Raw genomic sequence first — 17,427 nt, 5'->3', positions numbered from 1 at the left:
GCCTCGAAGATCTGCTGCGCGGCGGGTGCGGCGACCTCGCCGGCGAGGGTCTCGACGCCCTGATCGCCGCCGTTCTCGAGCACGAGCGCGAGCGCGATCTTGGGGTCGTTCGCCGGTGCGAAACCGGTGAACCACAGGTCGGCGGCCTTGCTCGTGTCGCCCTGCGCCGTGCCCGTCTTGCCCGCGACCTGGTAGCCGTCGACGGCGGCGAGCTTGCCGGTGCCGTTGTTGACGACCGCTTCCATCATCGTCTTGAGGCTGCCGGCCGTGTCCGATGAGATGGGCTTGGACATGATCTTCGGGTCGGTCGAGGAGATGACGTCGAGGTCGGAGTCGACGACGTTCTTCACGAGGTGCGGTTCCATCTGCGTGCCGCCGTTCGCGATCGTCGCGGAGATCATCGCGATCTGCAGCGGCGTGACCCGCACGTCGTACTGGCCGATGGCGGCCATCGCCGTCTGCGGCGTGTTCATGTCGGAGGGGAAGCTCGACGGCGTGACGCGCATCGGCAGGCGCACGACCTGGCCGAAGCCGAACTTCTTGGCCTGTGCGGCGAGCTTGTCCTGGCCGAGATCCATGCCGAGCTCGGCGTAGGCCGTGTTGCAGCTGATCTCGAGCGCGTGCGTCAGTGACGTCTTGTCGTTGTCGCCGCAGGGCAGGTGGTTGTCGTTGGGCAGTGAGTGCGTCGTCTGCGGCAGCCTGATGGTGGCAGGGCCGTTGAGCGTCGACTCGGGCGTGTACTTGCCCGATTCGAGCGCGGCGGCCGTCGTGACGAGCTTGAACGTGGAACCCGGGGGGTACAGATTGCCCGAGATGGTCCGGTTGACCATCGGCTGCGTCGAGTCGGCGTTGAGCTGCTTCCACATGTTGACGACCGACGTCGTGTCGTGCGAGGCGAGGGTCGACGGGTCGTACGTCGGTGAGCTCACCATGGCGAGGACGGCGCCCGTCTTGGGGTCGAGCGCGACGGCCGCGCCGCGACGGTTGCCGAGCGCCTTCGCCGCGGCCGCCTGGATCTTGGGGTTGATCGTCAGCTCGACGTTGGCCCCGGCGGGCTTCTTGCCCGTGACGACGTCAGCGAGGCGGCGGTAGAACAACGAGTCGCTCGTGCCGCTCAGGACGCCGTCGGAGGCACCCTCGATGCCGCCGCCGTTGCCGTAGACGATCGAGTTGTAGCCCGTGACGGGCGCATAGAGCGAGCCGTTCGAGTACTGACGCTGGTAGACGTACTTGTCGTTCGACTTCACGCTCGTCGCGATGGCCTTGCCGTCCACGAGGATGCTGCCGCGCTCCTTCTTGTACCCGTCGTTGATGACGCGGCTGTTGCCGGCGCGGGCGTCGAGCGAGGGCGCCTGGACGACCTGGATGTAGCTCGCGGCAACGAGAACGGCACAGAACAGCATCGAGGCCACGACGCCGAGCTTGCGGATCGGCGTGTTCATCGGATCTTCACCACCTGGGTGTCGTCGGAGCCGAGCGTCGGCTTCGCCTCCGTGACGGCGGGGCGTCGCGCCTGGTCGCTGATGCGCAGCAGCAGCGCGATGATCGCCCAGTTCGCGAGCAGCGAGCTACCGCCGGCTGACAGGAACGGCGTCGTCAGACCAGTGAGGGGGATGACGCGGGTGATGCCGCCGAGGACGACGAAGCACTGCAGGCAGATGGAGAACGCGAGGCCTGTCGCGAGGAGCTTGCCGAAGCCGTCGCGGCAGGCAATGGCGATGCGCAGGCCGCGTTCGACGATGATGGCGAACAGCGCGATCATCGCCGTGAGGCCGACGAGGCCGAGTTCTTCGCCGAAGCTCGACATGATGAAGTCAGAGTTCGCCTCGGCGTAGTTGAACGTCGGGTAGCCGCGTCCGAGGCCGGTGCCGGTGAGTCCGCCGAACGCGAGGCCCATGAGGGAGCGGGCGACCTGGTCGGAGAGGCCTGGCGCGAACGGGTCGAGCCAGAGGGTGACGCGGTTCTGGAAGTTGGGGAAGAGCAGGTACGCGAGGTAGCAGCCGCTGAAGAAGAGCCCGAGACCGATGGCGATCCAGCTGCGCCTCTCCGTCGCCACGTAGAGCATGGCGACGAACAGGCCGAAGAACAGCAGCGACGTGCCGAGGTCCTTCTCGAAGACGAGGACGGCGAGGGACGTCAGCCAGGCCAGCAGGATGGGGCCCATGTCGCGCGCTCTCGGCAGCGGGAAGCCGAGCACACGCTTGCCGACGAGACTGAGCGCGTCACGCGTCTGCACGAGGTAGCTCGCGAAGAAGATCGTGAGCAGGATCTTGGCGACCTCGCTCGGCTGGAAGCTGAGCGGCCCGACGTGGATCCAGATGCGGTTGCCGTTGATGTTCATGCCGATGAACGGCAGCAGCGGCATCATGAGCAGCGCGAGGCCGGCGAGGGCGAACGTGAACGTGTAGCGCCGCAGCCGCCGGTGGTCGCGGATGAGGCAGAGCAGCCCGATCGCGGCGGCGACGGCAATGGCCGACCACATGAGCTGTCGGACGGCTGCGCCCTCCATGACGCCCTTGCCGCGGGCCATGTCGATACGACGGATCATGACGAGTCCGAGGCCGTTGAGCAGCGTCGCGGCCGGTAGCAGCACGGGGTCGGCGTAGGCGGCGACGACGCGCACGACGAGGTGGAACACGAGGGCGATGACGCCCATCCCGACGCCGAGCGTCAGGATGTCGGTCGGCAGCGACCCCTCCACCGCGAGCCCGACGTTCGCGTAGGCGAACAGCACGATGCCGACGGCGAACGCGAGCAGCATGAGCTCGGTGCCGCGTTTCGTGCCTCGGCCCGTGATGGTCGCGAGGTCTGGGCTCACTTCGTGCACTCGTTTCCGGAGGCGGACGCGGCGAGGCACGCGACCATCTCCGCGCGCAGACGCTCGACGGTGGCGGCGGCCTCCTTCTCACTGGAGGCGTCGATGCCGCTCGTCACCTTGGAGCGCCAGAACTCAGGCAGGTCGGCGGTCGGGATGTTCGTGCTCTCCTGCTGATGGCGCAGGTCGATCGGGCCGAGCTTCGAGTCGACTCCTTGATAGACGGTGACTCGGCCGCCCGAATCCTTGATGAAGTACTGACTCTGCGACCACGTCCAGCCCCACACGGCGGCGACGGCGAGGGCGAGCAGCAGGACGAGCGCGGCGATGGCGGCGTAGAGACGTCCGCGGCGACGCGGGCGCGTCTCGGCGAGGTGGGCACCCTTGTCGGTCTCGTCGGGTTCGTCGTCGCCGTCGAGTTCGCGGGAGAGGGCGCGGGCCTTCTCCGCCGGCGTCTGCTCGCGCGTCGGCAGGCTCTGAGTCAGGCCGTGCGCGACGGCGGCGCCGACCACGTCGGGGCGCGCGGCGAGGTCGACGTCGTCGATGTTCGCAACCTCCGCGACGACGACGGTGACGTTGTCGAGCGTCGAGGCCTTGAGGGCGATCTCGATGAGGGAGTCGGCGACCTCGCCGACGCTCTTCGACGCGCCCTCGGTGAAGATCTCCTCGATCGTGCGGGCGCCGACGTAGTCGGAGAGGCCGTCGGAGCACAACAGGTAGCGGTCGCCGACGCGTGCCTCGCGCAGGCTGAGGTCGGGCACGTCGCCCTCGCGGCCCGTCAGGACGCGCGTGACGAGGCTGCGCTGCGGGTGGTGGACGGCCTCGTCGGGGGTGATGCGGCCGGAGTCGAGCAGGCTCTGGACGAAGGAGTGGTCTTTCGTGATCTGCGTGAACTTGCCGTCACGCAGCTGGTAGGCGCGGCTGTCGCCGATGTTCGCCATCGCGAGCTGACGGCCGGTCTTGAGCAGCACGATCAGGGTGGTGCCCATGCCCTCGCGGGTGGGATCGGCGTCCATCTCGCTGCGCAACTTCTCGTTGGCCTCGGCGATGCCGTCGGCGAGCTGGTCGAGAGCGTCGTCGGCGCCGATGTCGTCGCCGTCGAGCTGCACGAGTTCGCCGACGACGGTGGAGCTCGCGACGTCACCTGCGGCGTGGCCGCCCATGCCATCAGCGAGCACGAGCATCGAGCTGCTCGCGTAGGCCGAGTCCTCGTTGCGCTTCTTCGAGCCGAGACCGACGTCGGATCGTGCGGCGTATCTGAGTGCGATGGGCATGGTCACTTCCTCAGTTCGAGGACGGTGCGGCCGATACGGATGCGGGTGCCCGGTTCGACGCGCACGTGCTCACCGATGCGTTCAGCACCGATGTACGTGCCGTTCGTCGATCCCAGGTCGTCGAGGTACCAGCCGTCGGATTCGGGGTAGATGCGGGCGTGGCGACCCGAGGCGAAGTCGTCGCTCAGCACGAGCGAGCACTCGGGGTTGCGTCCGAGCAAGGTGCCGGATTCCGACAGCGGCAGCGTGGTGCCGCGCATCGCGCCTTCGATGATGGCGAGATGCGTCGGGCCCTTGCGCACGGCGCGGGGTGTCTTGGCCTTCGTTTCACGTGAAACAGCGCGCGAGGCACGGCCACCACCCGTCTTCGCGCCGTACAGGTCGGAACGGAGCACGCCGACGACGGCGAACACGAAGAACCACAGCAGCGCGAGCAGGCCGTAGCGGATGGCCGTCATCGTCAGTTCGTTCATGGGCGGTCTCCGAGATGGATGGTCATGGGGGTGCGCCCGAGGGTCAACCGGTCGCCGTCGTGCACGTGCGTCGAACCGACGTGCTCGCCGTTGACGTAGGTGCCGTTCGTCGACCCGAGATCGCGCACGCTCATGACGAGGTGGGGACCGTCGTGCGTGATGCGGATCTCGCTGTGACGACGGCTGACGCCCGGGTCATCGACGACGATGTCGGCGTCGTCGTCACGCCCGAGGACGGTGATGGCTCCGAGCAGGGGGTAGCGCTGCCCGTCGATCTTCAGCCACGGGCGTTCGCGCGGCGACATCTGACGCGGACGCGCCGATTCCGGGCGCGGCGCAGGCTCGTAGCCCGTCGGGTCGCCGGCGTCGCTGTCGTCATCCCAGGCGTGGTGAGCGTTCGCGTCATGGTTGTCGTGATTCTCGGCGTCGACGTAGACATCGCCCGAGTAGACGCGACCGTCGGCGTGGGCATCGTCGAAACCGTGGTGGTCGTAGTCGTCGTATCCGGCTTCGTCTTCGACGAGGTGGTCGTCGGCAGCGTATGAGTCTTGTACTGGCGGGGCGCTGACGTGCGCCTCGCGGTCGAGGTAGCCGCGTTCATCGTTGCGCTCGTACTCGGACGCTGCGGACGGGGGGGCGTCGGCGTGGCCGCGCGACGAGTCGGTGGTGGGCTGCGGGCTGCCGAGCAGGTAGTCCTTGATGCGCGTACCGAACGTGCGGCCGGTCGGGTGCGGTGACGTCGTCGATCCGAGGGCGCTCGCGGCGCTGGCACCCGCGACGCCGGCGTGCGTGCCGGAGTGAGCGTCGTAGGCATCGGACGCATCGCGGGTGTCCAGGTGGGCGTCGTGGTTCGCGCCCGTGGGCTGCGCCGCGGCGTCGTGGCTCGTGTCGTCGTGGTGCGTCTCGCGCTGCGGGCGCGGGTTGTTGCGCTGGTGGGCGAGGGCATCCGCGGCCTTGGCCGTTGCGGGGCGTAGGCGGAAGACGCCCGTCTCGAGGTCGTCGGATTCGGTGAGCACGATCGTCAGGGGGCCGCCGGGCATGTAGCGCTGCTCGTCGGCGTGCTCCTGGGCGCTCGCGATGAGTTCGTCGTCGAGTTCGTCGCCCCACTCGGAGAGGCGGTCGTAGTCGGTCGGCGACAACTCGATCGTGAACAGGTTGGGGACGATGGGTCGCTTGCCCTTGCCGACGGACGCCGCGCGGTCGTCCATGGCGCGGCGGATTCCAGACGCGATCTCGACGGGCTGGACCTCGCTCTTGAACGCGCGCGCGAAAGCGCCGTTGACGCCTTGTTCGAGCTTGCTCTCGAGCTTGTCGAACAGACCCATGGGTGCCTCCAGTCTCGTACCTCACCCCTGAGCGGGGACGTGCGCCCAACGGTTCGCCGGGGTTTTGATCGTAACGGGCGCACTCCTGCCTGCGCTGGATGCAGCGCGCGTCCGCGTGCCTGTGAGGGCGGACGGTTGCGTGGTGGCGGGGCACGGGCGCCGCGCCGATTTGGTGAACTCGCCCAAGGTAGGGAATGATAGGTGAGCACTCGCGCGAGTGGCGGAACGGCAGACGCGCTGGCTTCAGGTGCCAGTGTCCGAAAGGGCGTGGGGGTTCAAATCCCCCCTCGCGCACGCGGGGTAGTTCACGAATCACTGTGGCTACAGCTCACGAATCCCGGTCTGAGAGAAATCTCAGGCCGGGATTCGCGTTTTCCGAGGGGTTTTCGGCCTTGAAATCGCTTGGGTGGGCGCTGTGGCGCTGGCGGTCGATCTGTGAGCCCTGACTTTGATGTTCAAGTCAGGCTCTGCCGGCGCCTTCTCGCAGACCGCGGCCCCCGCGAAGAACGACCACACGACCAGCATCGCGGCCTCGTCAGTCGGAGGGGCCGCGCTCGCTCTCGGCGGATCTACCCTCGTCTACCGCCTACGCAAGAACGCCTGATCATCGTTGATCGCACCCGACGCTCGCCCGAGACAACTGCCCCGCCGGACGCATCCGGCGGGGCAGTCTCGTCAGACGCCGACCCGCTGCGGGTCGGGGGCGTCGAGCGCCGCGCGCGCACGCCGCGTCACCTCGGCGTGATCGAAGAGAAAACGCTGCGCGACCTCGGCGTCCTGATGCACGAGCCGCGGGCGAGTCGGCCCACTCGTCGAATGCAACTCGACGGTGCCCAAGCCCAGCCACCGCTGCAGAGGACCCTGCGCGAGCGCCATCGACTGCACCCGCGCATGTGGCACGCAGACGACTCGGCGCTTCATGCGGCCCTCGCGGATGACGGTCATCGTCGCCGTGCGCGCCCACGCCTCGCGCCGCGACGACAACGGATCGAGCAGCCGCGCTCGCCGGCCGGGCCCGGTGAACATCGCTGCGGCGGCTGATGTCGACGTCGTGCGCTCCGCCATCATCGCCTCGAGCATGAGGTCGCGACCGGTCACATCCGGCGGCGTGCCCGGCTCCGGCAGGACGAGCCCCATGAGCATCATTGCGTCATCGACGGATCCGACCGGCAGCAGGATGGTGTCGGCGTCGTCACCGAGGGCGGAGGAACTCGCGAGGTTCATCCGCACGCGCCACCACCCGAACCGGCGCCACAGCACGGGTTGTGTGAGTTCGACGGCCTGGATGCGGTCGACCGGAATGACGCGACGCGTCGTCGAGGTGAGGCCGTGCGTGACGACGATCCCGTCGGACGTGAGCGCCACGGAGAAGTTCGAGTCGCGCAGGAACGCGCGGACGGCCGCATTCACCGCGCCGAACATGACGAACAGCACCGTCAGCGCGATCGAGAACGCCTCCGACGCGTGCCCCGTACTGACGCCGACACCGAACAGGACGAGCAGGACGACGAAACCCGCCTCCGCGACGAGCGCACCACCCGTCAGCGCCTGGGCGGTGAAGACGCGGTGCGGGGGCACCCTGACGATGGCGCCCTCCGCGTCCGCTGCGACTCGTACGCGATACGGCGCGAGGGCTTCGGTGAGCGTGCCACTCAGGTCGTCGACGACGCCCGGGATGACACCGTGAACGAGTCGACTTCCCAACGATGCACCGGGCCGCGATGCCCTCGCCGTGGCGGCGTCCTCCCGGACGCGCGCGGCCTGGCGGGTCGTGGGCGCCCCGCCCTCGGGTGCATCGCCGGGGTTGGTGGCAGCCTCCTGGCCACCAGCGCCGAGGTTGGTGGATGTCCGTGACGCACCGTCGCTCTCGTGGGAGGTTTCACGTGAAACTCGCACCCGTTCGAGCATCGTGGCGCGCAGTTTCTCGGCGTAGGCACGCCGCAGGTATTCGATCGTCAGGTTGGAATCGCTGCCGCCCGCGACGTCGAACTTGAGCTGGGCGAGGCCGAGCAGTCGGGGAAGTAGCGGCTGGGTGAGGTCGATGGCCTGCACGCGATCGAGACGCGCCTTGCGGTGCGCCTTGCCGACGACGCCCTTGCGCACCTGCAAGCTGTCGGCGTCGACGCGAAACTCGTTCTTGCGCCACATGATCCAGTTGGCGAGCAGCAGCACGGCAAGCACGCCCACGAGAATGGCGAGCGCGACGAGCCAGCGGCTCGCCGCGTATGTCTCGGCATTGCTCGACGACGAGGAGCCACCGGCCGCGCCGTTGAGAGCATCCTTCAGCATGTCCTCGGCGCGGGAGATGCCGATACCGAGGACGACGAGCAGAAACGCGCCGCTCTTCATGACTGGCGTCAACGGGTGAACGCGATGCCATGCTCCGTCGGCGAGCGTGTCGTCGGGCGGCCCGGGGGTGGCGGCCGAGTCGTCGGGCGTGTGGGTATCGGCCATCGTCACAACCCCGCGAGGTGCGCTTCGCCGAGCGCGGCGAGACGATCGCGCAGCGCCTCCGCGTCGTGTCGTGGCATGCCGGGGATGGTGGCGTCGGAAGACGCGGACGCGGTGTGCAGTTCGAGCGTGGCGAGATCGAACATCCGCGCGATCGGCCCACTCGAGACCTCGACGTACTGCATGCGCCCGTACGGCACGACCGTCGTCGTACGGAACATGACGCCCCTGGCGATGAGCAGGTCGTCGTCGCGCGTGGCGTACCCGATGTGCCTGACCTGACGCGCGATGACGAGGCCCACCCACACGAGGGCGACGATCAACGCTATGGAGAGCGCAACCGTCACCCAGCGCGGCGCGAGGAAAGTCGTGGAGGCGACGCCGGCCCCGGCGACGACCGCCGCGATGGCGAGCACCAACAGGCGCGCCGACGTGAGTCGAGGGCTCACCGGTGTGAGGCCTGATGGCAAGGGCTGTGCATCGCGTTCGGACATGCGCCCCACCCTAGGTGCGACGGCGCAGCGAGCCAGCAGCGGCACGTGCCCGGCCGGAGGGTGTCGGGTCTACCAAGAATCTCACCAAACACGCGCGCAGCCTCGAACGACGCGCGCTCGACAGCCTCGTGCCTGTTTCACGTGAAACGGCGAGGTTCAGGCCCTCATGATTTGTTCGGCGACATCGTCGAGGTCGCTGCCCATGCGCACGTGCACCCCGCGCCCGAGGTCGAACCCTTCGTCGTCGAGCCGCCCATGGGTGAGGGGTGCGTCATCGAGGCCGGCGAACCAGACCTCATGCCCGTCAGCCGCGAGGCGCCGCACCGTCTCGAGAATCATGCGGGCCGCGGTCTCGTCGAGCGCGTGGACGTCGACGAGGTCGAACACGACGGTCTTCGTCGTCGGCGGCTCGTCGCTGATGAGCCGCACCACGCGCTCCGCGCCGGCGAACCGGATGTCGCCCTGCAGGTCGTAGACGTGGGCGTCGACGCGGCGCGAACCGCGCCCCAGGGGAACGACGTGGGAGTGCCGGACGACGGAGCGGGCGGGCGGCGGCACGTCCATGAGGTGCATGTCCATGTCCTCACTGAGCCGCTCGAAGACCTGCACCCCGCGGGCGGAATGGCCGTGCTCGTCGAGCGGCGGCGAGAACGTCGCGAGCCCCACCTGCCCGGGCAGCGCGCCGATGATGCCGCCCCCGACGCCGCTCTTGGCGGGGATGCCGACGGCCGTCAGCCAGTCGCCGGCCGCGTTGTACATGCCGCAGCTCAGCATGACCGACAGCACCTGGCGGGCCGTGCGCGAGCTGACGACCTGCTCACCGGTCACCGGGTGGAGGCCGCCGTTGGCGAGCGTCGTCGCCATGACGGCGAGGTCACGCGTCGTCACGCGCACGGCGCACTGCTCGACGTAGCCGTGGACGACGACGTCCGGGTCGTCCGTCAGCATGTCGTAACTGCGCAGCATGTGTCCGATGGCGAGATTGCGGTGCGCGTCGTGCCATTCCGATTCGGCGACGGTCCTGTCGATGCTCAGCTCGCGCCCGGCGAAGGCCGACAGACCGGCGACGATGCGTCGCACGCGCGCCGACTCGTCGTCATCGGGGGAGGCGACGAGAGAGTGCGCCGTGATGGCGCCGGCGTTGATCATCGGGTTGAGAGGGCGCTTGCTGCCCGCCTCGAGGCTGATCTCGTTGAACGCCTCACCGCTCGGTTCGACGCCGATGCGACGCTGCACCTCGTCGAGGCCGCGATCCTCGATCGCCATCGCGTAGACGAACGGTTTGCTGATCGACTGAATGGTGAACTCCGCCTCGGCGTCACCGGCGCTGTAGATCATGCCGTCGACGGTGGCGATTGCGAGGGCGAACAGTGACGAGTCGACGCGGGCCAGTTCCGGAATGTAGTCGGCATTCCGGGCATGGGCGTCGGGTGGGCAGGCCTCGAGCGTCGCCGCGAGGTAGTCAGGAATCAGCGAGATCATCGAGAAAACCGTACGACCTGCGTCTTGTCGCGAACAAATCGGTTGCTCCGTGTGTGCAAATGCACGCGGGTCCATTTGCACGCACGGAGGCCGTCGGGAGGCATCGGCCATGCTGGCGTTGTCTCAGGGTGGCTAGCCAGTTTTATAGACGCGTCGAGATTGTCCGATCACGCAGTGGCGGCGAGCATGGTGACATGCACTCTGAAACGACGCCGGACGCGGCGACGAGCGGCCCTGCTGGGCATGAGATGAACTGGCACGACGTCTACGGGGGCGAGCAGGTCTGGAGCGGCAACCCGAACGACGCGCTCGTCGCGGTGCTGACGAAGCAGCTGGCCGACTTATCCCCGGGTCGAGCGCTCGACGTCGGCTGCGGTGAGGGCGCTGACGCCACCCACCTCGCCGAGCAAGGGTGGCAGGTGACGGCCCTCGACGTTGCAGCACCCGCGCTGGAACGGGGGCGCGCGGCAGCCGAAGTAAGCGGAGATGACGTCGCCTCCCGTATCACGTGGGTGTGCGCGGGGCTGCTCGACGCGGCCTTGGCGCCCGAAAGTTTCGATCTCGTCAGTGTTTTCTATCCCGCTCTACTGCGCACCGAAGATCAGTCGATCGAGCGCTCGCTTCGCGACCTCGTCCGCCCCGGTGGCGCATTGATCGTCGTGGCCCACGCGCACGTCGATCGCGATCGCGCGCTCGAGCACGGCTTCGACCCGGACTCCTATGTCACGATCGCCGACGTGGTCGGCCGCCTCGGTGAGGGGTGGCAGATCGAGCAGTTCGAGTCGGAGCGTGACGTCACCGAGGGCGCTGGCGCGCATCACCACGCCGACGCCGTTCTCGTCGCGCGACGCGTCGACTGATCAGCCGCGCCCGCGCGCCGGGCGCATGATCAGCTGCGCGGCCGCGCCTCGCGCACGGACGCGCGGGTCAGTGGCGGGTAGATCGTCTGGGCGGTGCCGCGGCGGTAGAGCTTGGCGGGGCGCCCGCGCCCGACGCGGCTGTCGCCCGTCTCCTCGACGAACCCGTCGACGCTCAACACTTTGCGGTGGAAGTTCGCAGGTTCGAGCGAGCCGCCCCACACGGCCTGGTAGACGTGGCGAAGCTGCGACATCGTGAACTCGTCGTCGAGGAAAGCCGTTGCGACAGAGGTGTATTCGAGTTTGGAGCGGGCGCGTTCGACGCCGTCGGCGAGGATGCGCTGGTGGTCGAACGCGAGCGGCATCCCGAGCGCTTCGTCGACCGGCACCCACACCGCTTCGAGCGCGTCGGACGCCGCTTCGAGGTCGGGCAGGCGCGCGCCGAACACCGTCCACGCGACGCCGATGACGCGTTCCGGCCGCGGGTCGCGCTCGACGTCGGTGTACGTGCGCAACTGCTCGAGCACGACGTCGCCCTCCGCGATGCCGACCTCTTCGCGCAGCTCGCGATAGGCGGCCTGCTCGGCCGACTCGCCACGACGCATGAAACCGCCCGGCAGCGCCCACTTGCCTCGCTCCGTCGCGGCGGCCCGCCGGATGAGCGCGACGTGCAGTTCGTCGTCGCGCAGGGTGAGCACCACCATGTCGGAGGCGACGAGGGCGACCTCGCGATCAGCGTCAGACATGCCCCGAGTCTAGTCAGCGCGACGATCGACGCCGCCCGGCCCGCCGTTTTCGCAGCCGCCGACGCAGCCGCTGCCACCGGATCTGCGTGCGCCACCATCGCGGCAGCGCGGCGCACTCCTCGAGCGGCAGCGGCGCAGCGCGGCGCCCCGCCTCGTCGAGACAGCGTCGCAGCACCTCGACGAGCACGCGCACGTCGTCACCGGCGCGATGCGCGTTCTCGACGGGGATGCTCCAGTACTCGGCGAGCGTGCCGAGACGCAGGTTGTCGGTCGGCAGCTCGAGCCCCCGCGCGAGATGCCATGTGCACAGGCGTTCGCTGACGGGCAGCTCACGCCCGGCGCGGCGCGCCTCCGCAGCGAGGAAGGCCCAGTCGAACGCCGCGTTGTGGGCGACGAGGATGCGCCCATCGAGCAGTTCGCTCAACTCCTCGATGAGGTCGGCGAAACCGGGTGCGTCGCGCACGTCGTCATCGCTCAACCCGTGGATATGGACAGGCCCGGTGCCACCGCGGGCTCGCACGAGCGAACTCCACTCACGCTCCAGGGCCCCTGACGTCGTCAGCTGCGTCACCGCCACCTCGATGACGCGGTGCCGCAGCGGGTCGAGACCGCTCGTCTCCACGTCGACGACGGCGAAACCGCGCCGCGCGGGCGGGGGGACAACGCTCGGTGCAGGCATGTGAGCCACTTCCCGTTGCTGGTCGCGCGCCACCTCGTGAGCGGCGCGTCGCCGTCTCCTGCGGCGATGACTTCACCGTACGAGTGAGCACCGACAACCCCGGAACGACGCGGTTCTCACGCCATCGCGGCGCCCCCCGGACGTGAGGGGGCGCCGCGACGAACGAGCTCAGAGAAGGGCCGCCGCGGTCACGGGCTGACCATGCCGCCGTTGACGTTGAGCGTCTCGCCGGAGACGTATCCCGACTCGGCGCTCGCGAGGTATACGTACGCACCTGCGAGCTCTGCGGGCTGGCCTGCGCGCCCGAGGGGCGTGTTCTGGCCGAACTCGGGGATGTTCTCCTGGAACTGCCCGCCGGAGACCTGCAGCGGCGTCCAGATCGGGCCCGGTGCGACGGCGTTGACGCGGATGCCCTTCGGCCCCTGCTGCGCAGCCAGAGCCTTGCTGAACGTGTTGATCGCGGCCTTCGTCGTCGCGTAGTCGAGCAGGTGCTCGCTCGGGCCGTAGGCCTGGATCGAGGTCGTGTTGATGATGGTGGAGCCGGCCGGCATGTGCGGCAGCGCCTCCTGAGTGATCCAGAACATCGCGTAGACGTTCGTCTTGAGCGTCTGGTCGAACTGCTCGCTCGTGATGTCGGCGATGTCGGCCTGCGCCTGCTGGAAGCCGGCGTTGTTGACGAGGATGTCGAGCCCACCGAGCTTGTCGACGGCGTCACGCACGAGTTGACGCGCGGTCGCCTCCTCGCTGATGTCGCCCGGCAGCAGGTGGGCCTGTCGCCCGGCGTCCTCGACGAGCTTCGCGACCTCGGCGGCGTCCTTCTCCTCCCGCGGGTGGTAGCTGAGCGCGACGTCGGCGCCCTCACGCGCATAGGCGATGGCGACGGCGCGCCCGATGCCGGAGTCGGCACCCGTGACGAGTGCCTTGCGCCCCTGGAGACGGCCGGTGCCGCGGTAGGTGTCCTCGCCGTGATGGGCCTTCGGCGTCAGCTTCGCGTCGAGCCCGGGCCACGTCAGCTCCTGCTTGGGGAAGTTGTCCGAGGGGTACTGCGTGACGGGGTTGGTGAAGGTGTACTGATCGGTCTTCTTGTCGGTCATCGCGGGCCTCCTGGCACGTCGGGCGATCCGGAAAATGTGGCGCACAGTGGTGCAGCACTGGTTTGTTCAGGACGCTACCCGTGCGCGAGCGCCGTCGGCAATGACCCGTGAGGGTGGATGCTGCACCCCCACGTTGCACCGTCATCCCTTGTAGCGTTTGCCCGTCTTCTTGCGCTCGCGCAGCACGCCCTGTGGCCGGCCGTCGTCGTTCGGTGCCAGACCGCCCTGGCACGTCGGGCAGCTGAACAGGGTCCGCTCGCGCCCGGGGTCGCCGGCCATCGCGACGCGGATCGTGTCGTTGCAGCGCAGGCACGCCATCCCCGACCGGGCGTGGACGTAGCGGTCCTGCCCCGCGCGGGCGTCACCCGTCGACGATTGGACCCCGGTGCGTCCGCTGACGAGCATGAGGCGTCGCGCGTCGTCGAGCACCGCCTCGAGCATCCCGTCCGGCATCGCGGCGATCTGCGTCCACGGCAGGATGCGGTGCACCCACAGCATCTCGCTGATCCAGAACGTGCCGAGGCCGGCGACGAGCCGCTGGTCGAGCAACGCCTCACCTACCGGGCGTTCGGGCTGTGCGCGCAGGTTGTCCAGCGCACGCCCGCGGCCGCCGTCATCCCAGCCGTCGGCGAGCAGATCGGGCCCGAGGTGCCCGACGACGTCGCCCTCACGCGCGGTTTCGAGGACGTCGAGCACCCCGAGCTTCGAGCCGACGGCGAGCGTCCGCGGGGTGTAGAGCAGCGCACGCGTCGTGTGGGCGCTGACGGCGCGTCGGACGTCGGCCTCGGCGCCCGCAGCGGCGCGTCCCTGGAGGGTCGACGGGGCTGGCAGCAGGCTCCAGCGGCCCTCCATCTTGAAGTGGGAGTGGATCGTCACGCCGCCCTCGAGCCGATGCAGCATGTGCTTGCCGTGCGTGACGACGGGCAGGCACTCGCGCCCCGAGAGATCGACCGTCGCGAGCCGCGGCGTGCGCAGATCGGTGCGCGTCAGGCGTTGCCCGAGCAGGGCGCGGTTGAGGCGCGCCGCAGCCCACATGACGGTGTCGCCCTCAGGCACGGGGCCTCCTTCGGTCGTCGTGGCACGGCGTTCTCAGCGAAGTATGAGCGATGTTTCACGTGAAACGCAGGGGAAACGCCGACGGCGACATTGGCCGTGTGCGCCAGTCTTTGCGACGATATCTCCCGATCAAGCCACGGGGAGGGAAAGAAAAATGAACCACATGCGCAGGGGAGGCGTCGCGCTGGCTGCGGCGCTCACCGTCATGCTGACCGGGTGCGGCGCCGTCGAGGACGCCGTGTCGAAGGCCACCGATTCGGCGAAGAGTGACGCCGTCGACGCGACGCCGAGCGGGTCGGCGCCGTCGGCCGCATCCGGTTCGGCCGACAAGCCCATCGGCAGCGCCTCGATCGACCTGGGCGGCTCCGCCTCCTCGTTGCCGCCGGAGAAGATGTCGAGGCCCGACGCCACGGACTGCTACGCGGGGTCCTCACGTATCTATGACCGGCACGGCGTGACGTGCGTCGAAGCGCGCTCGGCCATGCAGAAGTACGAGGCGACGCCCGCATCAGCCAAGGGCAGCGAGGCGCGCGTCGACGCCTACACGTGCTCGCACAATCCGGACATCATGGTGACGCAGGGTGCCGCGCCGGCGAAGTGCGTCGACGGCTCCGGCAACGTCGTCTTCAACTGGCGTTACCCCGGCGCACCGCAGCCGGCCAGGGGCTGACGGCTGCCGCCCGGCGTCGGCGAAACTCCCACCGTCGGCAAGACGCCGAACGCCGCGCCGAGTCGCGCTGCGGCGGCCCGGCCCGGCGTCCGATTCGGAGGATCTGCTCGTCCTGTCAGGCGTGACGGGTGACGCGCACCCGGGCGCCGTTGCCCGGCATCGTGGGCAGCTGCGTCCAGGAAAAGTCGAGACCCTTGGGGTCGATCTCGACACCGGGCCTGCACAGACCGGAGATCGTCACCGACAGTGCCGTCACGGCGATCTTCTCGCCGGGGCAGCGGTGCCCGGTCGCGACGTCGCCGCCGCCCTGCGGGATGAAGTTCTCGATCTGCTCGGCGTCCTCGACCCCGAGGAAGCGCTCCGGCTCGAAGCTGTCTGCGCGCTCCCAGCCGCTGGGGTCGGTGTTCGTGCCGAGCACGTCGATGAGCACGCGCTGGCCCTTGCGGATCTTCTGCCCGCCCCATTCGAACGTGTCGCGCGCGAACGCCGGCAGCATCGGGACGAACGGCGACGTGCGACGCACCTCCTGCGCGAACGCGACGGCCGTCGGATTCTCGAGCAACGTTCCACGTGAAACCACCTCGCCCGCGATGCGCTCGCGGTTCTCGGGATGCTCGACGAGCGCACGCGCCGCGAAGGCGGCGAAACGCGCGACCGCAATCGTCGGTCGAGTGGCGTTCTGCAGTTCGACTCCGGCCGTGTGCTCGTCGAGCAGGGAGCCGTCGAGGTGGGTCTGCTTGGCGACCTCAGCGAGCGCGGTGCCCTCGGCGGGCGTGATCTCACCGCGACGCGTGCGCGCGACGAGGTCGGCGGCCCACGCGTCGCAGCGGCGGCGGTTGAGCCACGCCTCGACGTGGGCGGGGCTCTTCTTGCCGAACCCGTCGACGATCTGGCCGAGGCGCTCGGCCCAGACGTCGAGCTCGGCGTCGTCACCGGGGATGCCGGCCCAGCGCAGCGCGGCCCGTCCGTATGTGATGACGCTGCCGTCGTACACCGTGCCGGGTGCCTCGACCCAGCGCTCCAGCGTCTTGCGCATCTCGTCCTCGAGGTATGGCATGAGGCGGCTCACCTGAGCGTCGTCGTACGCGATGCGCACGAACATGGCCTTGCGGTGACGGTGCTCGTCGTCGTCGAGGCCGTGGACGGCGCCCTTGCCGAACAGAGGGCCGCGGATGGGCAGCGGCATCGCGCCGTCACGCTTCATGCGGGTCGTGTCGTAGAACAGCTCGACGCCTTCGCGCCCGCGCACGAGGAGGGCTGGTTTGCCGAGCATGCGCAGACCGAGCGGACGCCCGTCGCCGGCGTCGCGCCCGCGCGCCTCGCGGACGCGGCTCTGGAACAGGTAACCGTCCGCGAGGAAGGCGGCCGTCTGGTCCGGTAGCTTGCCCAGCGTGTCGGCGATCTTCGTCGTGATGGTGCTCATGCTGACCCCGATTCGCTTGGAGAACAACGGATTTGTCCCCAGCCTAGGCACGCCGCCAGAACGCCCGCTGAGTGCCTCATGACATGTGAGAGCAAGGTCTCGCGCTCGGCTGCCCGCACGGCGCGCCGAGGTGGGCGATCCGCCGAGAGGCAGCCGAGAAGGTGGGCGTCCAATCGAAACCGCCGTCTGAGCGCCGGGCGTCACCCGTCGCGCAGGGCCTCGATGAGTTCGTCCTTCGTCATCGTGCTGCGGCCTTCGACCTCGAGTTCGCGGGCGCGCTCACGCAGTTCGTCGACGGTCCAGTCGTCGTAGCTGCCGTGCTCGCCGCCCTTGCGACCAACGGCGCTGCGTGACGAGTTCGCGGCCGCGTTGGCGATGCGGGCCGACTTCTCCTTGCTGTTGCCCTCGCGCCGCAGCGCCTCGTACATCTCGTCGTCCTTGACCGACGGGCCCGGGTCGTCGCTCGAGCCACGCTTGTCCTGGTTCTTCGCCACGTCACTTGTCCTTCCATGCGCGTGATGCAGACGTCTCGATCATGCCTCGGCCGTGAGTAGTTCTACTCACCCTGCGAGGTGGGATCCAGTGATC

General features: G+C 69.1%; 16 protein-coding genes and 1 tRNA gene. 3 read left to right on the top strand and 14 right to left on the bottom strand.

Annotated features, from left to right (window positions below):
• The 5 genes from B2284_RS09995 to B2284_RS14380 all read right to left on the bottom strand — a co-directional run.
• A partial coding sequence (locus B2284_RS09995; RefSeq protein WP_286697437.1) for a peptidoglycan D,D-transpeptidase FtsI family protein occupies positions 1-1,442 on the bottom strand: 1,442 nt, incomplete at its 3' end.
• Positions 1,439-2,818, bottom strand: coding sequence for an FtsW/RodA/SpoVE family cell cycle protein (locus tag B2284_RS09990; RefSeq protein ID WP_038566299.1), 1,380 nt, complete (start codon positions 2,816-2,818; stop codon positions 1,439-1,441). The genes B2284_RS09990 and B2284_RS09995, both read right to left, overlap by 4 nt.
• Positions 2,815-4,089, bottom strand: a complete 1,275-nt coding sequence (locus tag B2284_RS09985) for a PP2C family protein-serine/threonine phosphatase (RefSeq protein ID WP_038566302.1) — start codon at positions 4,087-4,089, stop codon at positions 2,815-2,817. The genes B2284_RS09990 and B2284_RS09985 overlap by 4 nt, the downstream gene beginning before the upstream one ends.
• Before the next feature lie 2 nt (positions 4,090-4,091).
• Positions 4,092-4,562 carry an FHA domain-containing protein FhaB/FipA gene (locus B2284_RS09980; RefSeq protein ID WP_006944783.1) on the bottom strand — a complete coding sequence of 157 codons (471 nt, stop codon included), beginning with the start codon at positions 4,560-4,562 and terminating at the stop codon, positions 4,092-4,094.
• The gene (locus B2284_RS14380; RefSeq protein WP_311200819.1) at positions 4,559-5,887 is read right to left on the bottom strand and encodes an FhaA domain-containing protein; all 1,329 of its coding nucleotides are present in this window, start codon (positions 5,885-5,887) and stop codon (positions 4,559-4,561) included. Before B2284_RS14380 ends, B2284_RS09980 begins: the two co-directional genes overlap by 4 nt.
• Before the next feature lie 211 nt (positions 5,888-6,098).
• Between B2284_RS14380 and B2284_RS09965 the strand changes: the two genes are divergently transcribed.
• A tRNA-Leu gene (locus tag B2284_RS09965) sits at positions 6,099-6,181 on the top strand.
• A 381-nt stretch (positions 6,182-6,562) separates the two neighbouring features.
• Here the strand turns inward: B2284_RS09965 and B2284_RS09960 are convergent.
• From B2284_RS09960 to B2284_RS09950, 3 genes are all read right to left on the bottom strand, one after another.
• Positions 6,563-8,341, bottom strand: coding sequence for a PH domain-containing protein (locus B2284_RS09960; protein WP_006944776.1), 1,779 nt, complete (start codon positions 8,339-8,341; stop codon positions 6,563-6,565).
• Between the two features lie 2 nt (positions 8,342-8,343).
• Positions 8,344-8,787, bottom strand: coding sequence for a PH domain-containing protein (locus B2284_RS09955; RefSeq protein WP_286697436.1), 444 nt, complete (start codon positions 8,785-8,787; stop codon positions 8,344-8,346).
• Positions 8,788-8,988: 201 nt separating this feature from the next.
• The gene (locus tag B2284_RS09950) at positions 8,989-10,314 is read right to left on the bottom strand and encodes a glutaminase (RefSeq protein ID WP_286697435.1); all 1,326 of its coding nucleotides are present in this window, start codon (positions 10,312-10,314) and stop codon (positions 8,989-8,991) included.
• A gap of 194 nt (positions 10,315-10,508) precedes the next feature.
• Between B2284_RS09950 and B2284_RS09945 the strand changes: the two genes are divergently transcribed.
• Complete coding sequence (locus B2284_RS09945; RefSeq protein ID WP_074040032.1) at positions 10,509-11,174, top strand: class I SAM-dependent methyltransferase; 666 nt, start codon at positions 10,509-10,511, stop codon at positions 11,172-11,174.
• A gap of 29 nt (positions 11,175-11,203) precedes the next feature.
• Here the strand turns inward: B2284_RS09945 and B2284_RS09940 are convergent, their stop codons facing one another.
• From B2284_RS09940 to B2284_RS09925, 4 genes are all read right to left on the bottom strand, one after another.
• A complete protein-coding gene (locus B2284_RS09940) occupies positions 11,204-11,917 on the bottom strand; it encodes an NUDIX hydrolase (RefSeq protein WP_286697434.1) in 714 nt (237 codons plus the stop codon).
• Between the two features lie 13 nt (positions 11,918-11,930).
• Positions 11,931-12,596, bottom strand: a complete 666-nt coding sequence (locus B2284_RS09935; RefSeq protein ID WP_286697433.1) for an exonuclease domain-containing protein — start codon at positions 12,594-12,596, stop codon at positions 11,931-11,933.
• A 188-nt stretch (positions 12,597-12,784) separates the two neighbouring features.
• A complete protein-coding gene (locus tag B2284_RS09930) occupies positions 12,785-13,690 on the bottom strand; it encodes a glucose 1-dehydrogenase (protein ID WP_286697432.1) in 906 nt (301 codons plus the stop codon).
• 141 nt (positions 13,691-13,831) lie between these two features.
• Positions 13,832-14,746, bottom strand: a complete 915-nt coding sequence (locus B2284_RS09925) for a DNA-formamidopyrimidine glycosylase family protein (RefSeq protein ID WP_286697431.1) — start codon at positions 14,744-14,746, stop codon at positions 13,832-13,834.
• Between the two features lie 154 nt (positions 14,747-14,900).
• Here B2284_RS09925 and B2284_RS09920 point away from each other — a divergent pair, with 154 nt between their 5' ends.
• The gene (locus B2284_RS09920; RefSeq protein ID WP_286697430.1) at positions 14,901-15,416 is read left to right on the top strand and encodes a hypothetical protein; all 516 of its coding nucleotides are present in this window, start codon (positions 14,901-14,903) and stop codon (positions 15,414-15,416) included.
• 115 nt (positions 15,417-15,531) lie between these two features.
• Here the strand turns inward: B2284_RS09920 and B2284_RS09915 are convergent, their stop codons facing one another.
• Positions 15,532-16,839 (bottom strand): cytochrome P450, encoded by a 1,308-nt coding sequence (locus tag B2284_RS09915; RefSeq protein WP_286697429.1) that lies wholly within the window; start codon positions 16,837-16,839, stop codon positions 15,532-15,534.
• 200 nt (positions 16,840-17,039) lie between these two features.
• A complete protein-coding gene (locus B2284_RS09910) occupies positions 17,040-17,333 on the bottom strand; it encodes a DUF7218 family protein (protein WP_422652296.1) in 294 nt (97 codons plus the stop codon).
• Positions 17,334-17,427: the final 94 nt, after the last annotated feature.

Origin of the sequence: Dermacoccus sp. UBA1591 (assembly GCF_002322065.1) — a bacterium.
Classification (GTDB): Bacteria; Actinomycetota; Actinomycetes; order Actinomycetales; family Dermatophilaceae; genus Dermacoccus; species Dermacoccus nishinomiyaensis.
This window is presented reverse-complemented; position numbering and strand designations above follow the sequence as displayed.